Raw genomic sequence first — 9,356 nt, 5'->3', positions numbered from 1 at the left:
GCCGAATCATGCTGATCGAGTAGCCCTCGCAGAGGGCGTATCGAGATCCACTGTCGTCCGGCGGGTGGGTCTCGATACGCGCTGCGCGCTACTCGACCAGCATGAAGTGCGCGCGCCTGCCTGCGAAAGACAGCGCACCCGCACCGAATCATGCTGATCGAGTAGCCCTCGCAGAGGGCGTATCGAGATCCACTGTCGTCCGGCGGGTGGGTCTCGATACGCGCTGCGCGCTACTCGACCAGCATGAAGTGCGCGCGCTTGCCTGCGAAAGACAGCGCACCCGCGCCGAATCATGCTGATCGAGTAGCCCTCGCAGAGGGCGTATCGAGATCCACCGTCACCCGGCGGGTGGGTCTCGATACGCGCTGCGCGCTACTCGACCAGCATGAAGTGCGCGCGCCTGCCTGCGAAAGACAGCGCACCCGCACCGAATCATGCTGATCGAGTAGCCCTCGCAGAGGGCGTATCGAGATCCGCTGTCGTCCGGCGGGTGGGTCTCGATACGCGCTGCGCGCTACTCGACCAGCATGGGCCGCGCCGCGCGCTACTCGACCAGCATGGGCCGCGCTGCGCGCTACTCGACCAGCATGTGGGCCGCGTCAGTTGCAGGTGCGGGCCGCGTACGGGGCCTGCAGGGTGGCGCCGCCGGCCGTCGCGGTCAGCGTGCCCGCGGCGACGGAGGTGGCGCGCGTCGTGAAGGCGTGCGTCGCGTTCGCGCCGGGGGCCGCGGTCAGCGTGGGCGACGTGCCCCAGGCCGAGCGGATCACGACGGTGAGCGGCGAGGTGCCCGTGTTCTTCACGACTCCGGTCACGACGACCTTGCCGGCCACGCAGCGGGTCGACGCGGTGAGCGTCGCCGTGGACGCCGCCACGACCACCGTCGCGGTCACCCGCACGGCCGTCGAGCTCGAGAGCACGCGGTTCGGCGCGTTGTACGCGGTCGATCCGCCCGCTCCGACCCACTGGTTGTCGTTCGCGCCGATGGTGCGCACCACTCCGGTGACCGGGTAGCGGCCGGGCGCGGTGCCGACGGAGGACGTGTCCCAGGTCACCGGCTGCGAGGCGGTGCCGCGGTTGTAGGCGAGGACGACGTCGGTGCGGGCGGGCAGCGCGGCGACGGAGCCCACCTCACCCAGGTCGGAGCGCACGGCGGTCGCGGCGTCGGCCGCGCGGACCTCGGCGTACTGACCGGCGGTGAGCGACACGATGCCGCCGTGCTTAGTCGACGGCGCCAGCGAGAAGCCGGGGTCGTTGAGCTGGGTCCAGCCGGCGTCGAGGTCGGCGGTCACCATCGGCCGGTAGCCGGTCGAGGGGATGACATCCACGTAGAGGTACCAGCGATCCGCGTCGTGGTCCTTGAAGACGGCCGGTCCTTCGACTCCGCCGGCGTTGCCGCCGGCCCAGACGGCGCCGATGCGGTCCTGCAGCTGCGTCCACGCGGTGGACGGGAGCCACCACTGCTTCGCGGTCGTCGACTCCATGTAGATGCCGCGGCCGGTGCCGTTGTCCTTCGAGATGCGGTAGGTCGTGCCGCCGTCCTGGATCATCGTCGTGTCGATGACGTCGGCGCCGGTGTCGATGAAGGTGCCGCCGTAGGAGTACGTGGCCTGGGTGAAGTCGGTGGTCGCTCCCCAGAGCACCCGCGACGCTCCGGTGCCCGGCGTGTGCGCGGCGTTCGGGTACACGGTCGAGGACCAGTAGACGACGAACGCACCCTTGCCGGCCCCGTTGTAGTCGGCGACCCAGGTGGCCTCGGGCGCCCACATCATGCCGGCCTCGAGCTGCTTCGTGCCGGCCGCGTCGAGGGCGACGTCGAACTGGCGCAGGTCGCTCCAGGAGACGAGGTCGCTCGACTCCCAGACGTTCATCTTCGTGCTGCCCTGCGTGGTCCAGTAGCACCAGGTGGTGCACGAGCCCGAGCCCTGGTCGCCGCCGAAGACGCGGAGGTCTGTGGCGATGATGTAGTACTTCTTCGTCTCGGGGTTGTAGGTGAGGTACGGGTCGCGGACGCCGGTCGTGCCGAGGTCGGAGGCGAGGATCGGCTTGCCGCCGTTCAGCGGGTCCCACTTCTCCGGGTCGTCGCCGCGCGAGACGTCGAGGTAGATCTTCTCGGCGTAGCCCTGCGCGTCCTCGACGAAGTGCACCATCAGATAGCCGTAGGGGGTGTCCACGCCGACCTGCGGCTCGACGGTGACGGCGACGGCGCGGGACTGCGCGACGCCGCGGATCGACGCGGTCGCGGTCAGCGACGAGGTGCGGGCGGCCTGGCCCGCGGCGGGGCGGTCGGCGGCGAGCGTGCGGCCGTCGGCCGAGACACGCAGGGTCGGGTCGTTCGAGGCCCAGGTCACGGTGCCACCGTAGTCGGGCAGGTTCGTGGTCGAGTCGTCGATGGTCAGCGCAGTGACGCCGTCGAGCACGGCCGCGGTCAGCGGCGCGAAGGACGAGGCGTGCAGCTTCGCGTCGACACTCGACACGGTCGCCACCTCCTCGCCGGTGAGGGCGCGGTCGTAGACGCGGAACGTCGACACCTCCCCCTTGTAGAAGGGGTCGGGGTAGGGCGCGCGGCCGATGGCGTTCAGCGACTGGTCCGCCACCGAGGCGGGCCGCAGCGCGGTGGGCGCGGAGGCGACGCGGGTGCCGTCGACGTAGAACGAGATCGTGCCGGCGGCGCCGTCGATCACCGAGCTGAGGCTGTACCAGCGGTCGGCGGCGATGCCGGACGCGCTGCGGGCGTTGTTCTCGCCGCCGCCGCCGGAGGTCGTGATCGCGGTGCGCACCTTGTCGCGCACGGAGGCGAACCAGTACTGCGAGGTGCTGTCGCTGCCGATGTTCCAGAGGAAGTGGAAGTTCGAGAGCATCGACGCGTCGGCGCGGGTCTCGATCGTGACCGTGGCGGACGCCTTGCCCGTGAGCAGGTCGTCGGGCAGCTCGACCCAGGGGGCCGCGCTTGTCTTCGCGCCGCCGGTGAGACGGAGTGACGTGCCGGTCCAGAGCGCGTCCGTCCCGTTCACGACGCGCGCGGCTCCCACGGCGCCGCCGGCGGAGTTGGGGACGGTCGCGCCGGTCGTCTGGCTGAAGCGGTAGTCGGCGAGGAGGCCGGCGGTGGGGACCGCGGCGTCGGCGGCCGTCGCGGTGGGAGCGACGAGGCCGGCGGCGAGCACCGCCCCGAGGCCGAGGGCGGCGAGGGCCGCGCGGAAGGGCGCGCGGCGGGTGGGGGTGGGCATGGTGCTCCTTTGCACGGGGGGCGGGTGGTGGGCGGGTCTCGATACGCCCGCTGCGCCGGCTACTCGACCAGCAAGAGAAGGAGGCGCCCCATGCTGGTCGAGTAGCCCCGCAGGGGCGTATCGAGACCCGGGTCGTCAGCAGGTGATCGCGGGGTAGGCGGCCGACTGCGTGGCCGCGCGGCCCGCGTCGTCGACTCCCGCGCCGGCGACCGAGGCCGAGCCGGCGACCAGCGTCGGCTGGCGCACCGTGAAGCTCGCCGTGGCGTTCTTCCCGCCGGCGACCGCCGGGAAGGTCTTGGTGCCGGAGGCGGTGGTGACGGTGATGTCGGCGGGCAGGTCGTCCGCGTTCTTCACCGTCGTGGTGAGCACCGGCTTGCCTGCGACGCAGCGCACCGACGAGGTGGCGGCGAGCTGCAGCGCGACCGGCGCGGCCGGCGCACCGAGCGAGACGCGGAAGCGCTGGCAGTCGTTGTTCAGCACGCTCCACTGGCCGATCCGGGTGCCGTTCTGGTCCGAGCAGTTCGACAGGTCGAGCGCCTTGCCGCTGTGCACGGCGCGGAGCTCGACGGTGCCGTCGTTGCCCGGGCGGAGCCGCCAGCTGCTGCCGGTCACGCCGCACGCGCCCTGCGTGACGGTCGCGCCGTCGGCGGTGGAGCCTCCGGTGACCGCGAGGCACTTGGCTGCGGCCGAGACGGGGTGCATCTCGACGGCGCCGTCCGCCGCGGCGGTGAAGGTGACGCGCTGGCACGGCGAGCCGAGCCACTCCTGCTGCTGCAGCACCGCGCCGTCGGCGGTGGAGCAGTTCGGCAGGTCGAAGGCCTTGCCGGTGACGAGCGAGGTGACGGCGACCGCGCCGACCGGGCGCAGCGCCCACTCCTGCGAGGCGGCGGCACTCGGCGCCGACTGGCGGATCGCTCCGGAGACCGCGTCGAGCGCCTTGCCGCTGGTGCGGTTCGTCAGTGTCGAGTAGCCGCCGGAACCCGGAGCCACCGTCCACTGCTGGCAGGAGGTCGTCAGCCACGCGGACTGCTGCAGCGACGCACCCGAGGCGGTCGAGCAGCCGACCGGCCCGAGCGACTTCCCGCTGCTGGCGTTCACGATGCGGACGAAGCCGTCGCCGGTGCTGTCGAGCGTCCAGCTCGCGCGGGGCGTGGCGCAGGAGCCCTGCACGACGCTCGCGCCGTCGCCGCTCTGCGCGGAGGACACCGTGACGCAGAGGCCGGTGCTGCGGCTGACCAGCTGCCAGGCCGCACCCTCGACGCGGGCCGTGATCGGCGCGTTCTCGCCGCTGGGCACGGGGATCCGGGCGGCGGTGCCGAGCGGTGTGCCGAAGTCGGGCTCGCCGTCGGCGGTCCAGTCCACGACGTGCGCGCGGGCCGAGCGCTGGCGGCTGCAGCCGTCGTTCGGGCCGGGGTTCGCGTGGTACAGGTTCCAGGTCTCGGTGCCGTCGGGCGAGTCGAAGAAGTCGTTGTGACCGGTGCCGTACTCGCCGTTCGCCTTCGAGAAGACCGGCCCGTCGCTCTTGGTCCAGGAGGAGGCGAGCACGGGGTCGCCGGCGCCGTCGTACTCGAGGGTGCCGAGCTGGTAGTCCTCGGTGCCGCAGAAGCTCGCCGAGTAGACGATCCAGGTGCGGCCGTCCTTCTGCAGCGGGATCGGGCCCTCGTTGACCGGCATGCCGATGGTCTCCCACGGCTCGACCGGCTCGGACAGAACGTTCAGCGGGCCGACCGCGGTCCACGGGTCCGACATCCGGGCGATGTAGTTGCTCTGCAGCCCGTTGCCCGGCTGGAACGCCGACCAGGTCATGAAGAGCTCGCCGTTCAGCTGCAGGTAGGCGCCGTCGATGTTCCAGGAGTCGACCGGAACCGGCCGGCCCTTGTAGCTGTACGGGCCCATCGGGTCGTCGCCCGCGCTCTCGATCACCTGGAGGTGCTGGCCGTCGAAGTTCCCCGCGGTGCCCATCGTGTACATCAGGTACCAGCGCCAGCCGTTCGGGCCCTCGAGCCGCTGCAGCTCGGGCGCCCACATGTTCGCGTTCCGGCCCGGGTTCGTGTCGGAGTAGACGGTGACCGGAGTGGCGGTGCCGAGCGCCGCGAGCGTCGGCGCCTTGCGCATCACCACGCGGTTGTCCCAGGTCGTGGCGACCAGGTAGTAGTTCCCGTCGTGGAACTCGATCGTCGGGTCGGCCGTGTCCGGCTCGAGCGGATTCGTGAAGGTCGACTCGCCGATCGCGGCCGCGGGGCTCGCGGCGGCCAGCGGCAGCGCCACGATCGCCGCCAGCAGGATCAGGAGACCGGCGATCAGCCGGCGGCGCAGGCCCGGTGCGGGCGCGGTCAGGTGCATGGATGACTCCGTCGTCGATCGTGATGCGGGCGCCCCCGTCGGGCCGCGGGAGCGCGGATCGAGAGCCGGGGCGAGAGTTTGTTCACGGTAACAGTGGCAGTTGCGCAAGGTCAATCGCCTCCTGCTGAGCGGGTTCGCCGCCGATTCGCCTCCCGCGCACCGTGCCGCACAGCGACGGCTGACTATGCTGAACGGACCCGCGATGTCGAGCCCTCGTCATCCCGCCGCACCGAGGGTGCCCGGCTCTCCCCCCAGGGGAGCGGAGGAGGTCCGCGCCATGGCCGAACGGCCCAACCTGCGGCATGTCGCCGCGGTCGCCGGGGTCTCGCACATGACGGTCTCCCGCGTGCTCAGCGGGCACCCGAACATCAAGGAGTCGACCCGGCAGAAGGTCCTCGAGGCCGTCTCCGAGCTCGACTACCGCCCCAACATCGCGGCGCGCTCCCTCGTCACCCAGCGCACCGACCGCATCGGCGTGATGATCGAGAGCGGCGCTGAGTTCGGCCCGTCCAGCACCCTCCGCGCCATCGAGCGGGCCGCGCGCGAGAAGGGCTACTCCGTCACCTCCGTCGCGCTGCGCGACGACCAGGACATGAGCCCCGTCGACGCGATCCGGCACCTCTCCGGTCTCGGGATCGACGCGCTCTGCGTGATCGCGCCGCGCTCCTCGTCCGTCGCGACGCTGCGCACCGTCGAGATCGGCGTGCCGACCCTCGTCGTCAAGTCCGACAAGGACCCGAGCTTCCTCACCGTCTCCGTCGACCAGCAGGGCGGGATGAGCCAGGCGGTCGACCACCTCGCCTCGCTCGGACACCGCGACGTGCTGCACATGTCCGGCCCGCTCGACTGGCTCGACGCCCGCGCCCGTGAGCGCGCCTTCCACAGCCGGGCGAAGGCGTGGGGGATGCGCGAGCGCCCGATCGTCATCGGCGACTGGACCCCCGACTCCGGCTACGAGTTCGCCCGCAGCCTGCAGTCCGTCCCGGAGTTCACCGCGATGGTCGTCGCGAACGACGAGATGGCGCTCGGCGTCATCCACGGTCTCGTCGAGCGCGGCATCCGCGTGCCGCAGGACGTCAGCATCGTCGGCTTCGACGACCTGCCGACCGCCCGGCACTTCCTGCCGCCGCTGACCACGGTGCGGCAGGACTTCGACAAGCTCGGCACCACCGTCGCCGAGGTGATCCACGCGCGGATCCGCGGCCAGGAGATCCCGCAGCGCACCCGCATCCCCACCGAGCTCGTGGTGCGAGATTCGACGGCGCCGCCGCGCAGCTGACCGCGGCGCAGCCCGACCGCAAGGCCCCGATCGGCCGGGCCCCCGACCGCGTATCATCGGCGGCACCCCTGGCGCGACGCTCCCCCGGCGCCGCCCCGCACACGAACCGAGGACGGCACGTGTCAGTTCAGTCGACGACGACTCCCGCACGCCCCGGTCCCGCACGCCCGGACCCGGTGGTCGAGATGACGGGCATCCACGTCTCCTTCTCCTCCGGGCCCGCGCTGGCCGGTGCGCGGCTGCGCCTCGTGCCGGGCGAGATCCACGGCCTGATGGGCGAGAACGGCGCGGGCAAGTCCACCCTGATCAAGACGCTCACCGGGATCCACCAGCCCGACGCCGGCGAGATCGTCGTCGACGGCGTCACCCGGCGCTTCAGCGGACCGGCCGACGCGAAGGCCGCCGGCATCACCGCGGTCTTCCAGGACGAGCGGCTGACCGACAACCTCAGCATCGGCGAGAACGTGATGATCGGGCACGAGATCCGCGGGCGCCTCGGCATCTCCTGGTCGCGCACCCACGCGCGGGCGGCCGAGATGCTGGCCGAGCTGGGCCTCGAGGACCTCGACCCGCGCCTGCCGCTGCGCTCGCTCTCGCCCGCGATCCGGCAGCTGGTCGCGATCGGCCGCGCGATGGTCGACCGGCCGCGGGTGCTGATCCTCGACGAGCCGACCTCGAGCCTGGACCTCGGCGACGTCGCCCGGCTCTTCACGGTGCTGCGGAGGCTGCGCGGCCAGGGCGTCGCGATCGTCTTCGTCTCGCACTTCCTCGAGCAGGTGCTCACCCTCAGCGACCGCATCACCGTGCTCCGCGACGGCTGCACCGAGGGCGAGTACCCGGCCGGGCGGATGGACCGGGCCGAGCTGATCGCGAAGATGATCGGCAAGGACATCGACGCGCTCCGGCAGATCGGCTCCGACCGCCGCGAGCACCGCCGCCAGCCCACCGGCCCCGCGATCTACCGCGCAGTCGGCATCGGCCGCCGGGGCGCCGTCTCCCCCACCGACATCGAGCTGCACCGCGGCGAGATCGTCGGCTTCGCGGGCCTGCGCGGCTCCGGACGCACCGAGCTGGCGTCGCTGCTCAGCGGCGTGGAGCGGCCGGACAGCGGCGAGGTGCTGATCGACGGCGAGCACGCGGACATCGTCGACCCGGTGTCGGGGCTGCGGAACCGCATCGCGCACTCCAGCGAGAACCGCCGCGAGGACGGGATCATCGGCGACCTGTCGCTGCGCGAGAACCTCGTGCTCGGGCTGCAGGCGCTGCGCGGCTGGGCGCACCCGCTGTCGGCAGCCGAGACCGACACGCTCGTCGCCACCTACGTCGAGGCGCTGAACATCACGCCGGCCGACCCGGACATGCCCGTGAAGTACCTCTCCGGCGGCAATCAGCAGAAGGTCGTGCTGGCCCGCTGGCTCGCCACCCGGCCGCGCCTGCTGGTCCTCGACGAGCCGGCCCGCGGCATCGACGTCGCCTCGAAGGTCGAGATCCAGGCGCACATCGCCCAGCTCGCCAAGGAGGGGGTCTCCATCGTCTACATCTCTTCCGAGCTGGAGGAGGTGGTGCGCCTCAGCGACCGCATCGTCGTCTTCAAGGACCGCGAGAAGATCGGCGAGGTCAGCAACGGCCCCTGGCTCACCGTCGACACCATCGTCGAGATGATCGCCGCCGACACCACGGACGACGACGCGACCGACGACGGCTGGTGACGCGCTCCATGCTGATCGAGTAGCCCTCGCAGAGGGCGTATCGAGATCCACCACCGAACGGACGCCGGGTCTCGATACGCCGCTCCGCGGCTACTCGACCAGCATGAGGGGCGCGACCCCGAGCATGCTGGCCCGCCCGCATGCTGATCGAGTAGCCCTCGCAGAGGGCGTATCGAGATCCACCACCGAACGGACGCCGGGTCTCGATACGCCGCTCCGCGGCTACTCGACCAGCATGAGGGGCGCGACCCCGAGCATGCTGGCCCGCCCGCATGCTGATCGAGTAGCCCTCGCAGAGGGCGTATCGAGATCCACCACAGCCCCCACTTCCGCGATCCGTCCCCCGAACCCCGGTCGCCCCGCCCGAGGCGCACGGCGCCCCGCCACCCTCGTCCGCATGGCCTTCCTCTACATCCTCCGCTGCGGTGACGGCAGCTACTACGTCGGCAGCACCCGCTCCCTGCACCGCCGCGTCGACGCGCACATGATGGGCAAGGGCGCCGCCTACACGCGGACCCGACTGCCGGTGACGCTGCTCTGGCACCAGGAGTTCGAGAGCATCGGCGACGCCTACTGGTGGGAGAAGCGGGTCCAGAACTGGAGCCGCGCCAAGCGCGAGGCCCTGATGCGCGGCGACTACGGCGCGCTGCGGGCGGCGGCGAAGAAGCAGTTCGACAAGCCTGCGCCGGAGTAGCACTCCGAGGGTCTCGATACGCCGCTGCGCGGCTACTCGACCAGCATGGGGCGCGCGGCCCCGAGCATGCGGGCTCTCCTCCATGCTGATCGAGTAGCCCTCGCAGA

General features: G+C 71.8%; 5 protein-coding genes. 3 read left to right on the top strand and 2 right to left on the bottom strand.

The features are described from left to right. Positions 1-599: 599 nt before the first annotated feature. The gene (locus EDF17_RS20045) at positions 600-3,224 is read right to left on the bottom strand and encodes a LamG-like jellyroll fold domain-containing protein (RefSeq protein WP_166649751.1); all 2,625 of its coding nucleotides are present in this window, start codon (positions 3,222-3,224) and stop codon (positions 600-602) included. 135 nt (positions 3,225-3,359) lie between these two features. After that, the gene (locus EDF17_RS19050; RefSeq protein WP_123446519.1) at positions 3,360-5,567 is read right to left on the bottom strand and encodes an RICIN domain-containing protein; all 2,208 of its coding nucleotides are present in this window, start codon (positions 5,565-5,567) and stop codon (positions 3,360-3,362) included. Positions 5,568-5,844: 277 nt separating this feature from the next. Between EDF17_RS19050 and EDF17_RS19045 the strand changes: the two genes are divergently transcribed. The 3 genes from EDF17_RS19045 (at position 5,845) to EDF17_RS19035 (ending at position 9,249) form a co-directional block, all read left to right on the top strand. Continuing rightward, positions 5,845-6,846, top strand: coding sequence for a LacI family DNA-binding transcriptional regulator (locus tag EDF17_RS19045; protein WP_166649750.1), 1,002 nt, complete (start codon positions 5,845-5,847; stop codon positions 6,844-6,846). Between the two features lie 119 nt (positions 6,847-6,965). Further along, positions 6,966-8,555, top strand: a complete 1,590-nt coding sequence (locus EDF17_RS19040) for a sugar ABC transporter ATP-binding protein (RefSeq protein WP_311316440.1) — start codon at positions 6,966-6,968, stop codon at positions 8,553-8,555. 397 nt (positions 8,556-8,952) lie between these two features. Then, complete coding sequence (locus tag EDF17_RS19035; RefSeq protein ID WP_123446518.1) at positions 8,953-9,249, top strand: GIY-YIG nuclease family protein; 297 nt, start codon at positions 8,953-8,955, stop codon at positions 9,247-9,249. Positions 9,250-9,356 lie beyond the last annotated feature (107 nt).

The organism is Rathayibacter sp. PhB1 (assembly GCF_004362935.1).
In the GTDB taxonomy this organism is placed as follows: Bacteria; Actinomycetota; Actinomycetes; order Actinomycetales; family Microbacteriaceae; genus Rathayibacter; species Rathayibacter festucae.
Note: the sequence above shows the minus strand (reverse complement) of the source record. Positions and strands in the feature narration are given on the sequence as shown.

Excerpts from the sequence above, each read along its gene's own strand:
- EDF17_RS19050 (WP_123446519.1), bottom strand. The coding sequence starts at position 5,567 with ATGCACCTGACCGCGCCCGCACCGGGCCTGCGCCGCCGGCTGATCGCC.
- EDF17_RS19045 (WP_166649750.1), top strand. The coding sequence starts at position 5,845 with ATGGCCGAACGGCCCAACCTGCGGCATGTCGCCGCGGTCGCCGGGGTC.
- EDF17_RS19035 (WP_123446518.1), top strand. The coding sequence starts at position 8,953 with ATGGCCTTCCTCTACATCCTCCGCTGCGGTGACGGCAGCTACTACGTC.
- EDF17_RS20045 (WP_166649751.1), bottom strand. The coding sequence starts at position 3,224 with ATGCCCACCCCCACCCGCCGCGCGCCCTTCCGCGCGGCCCTCGCCGCC.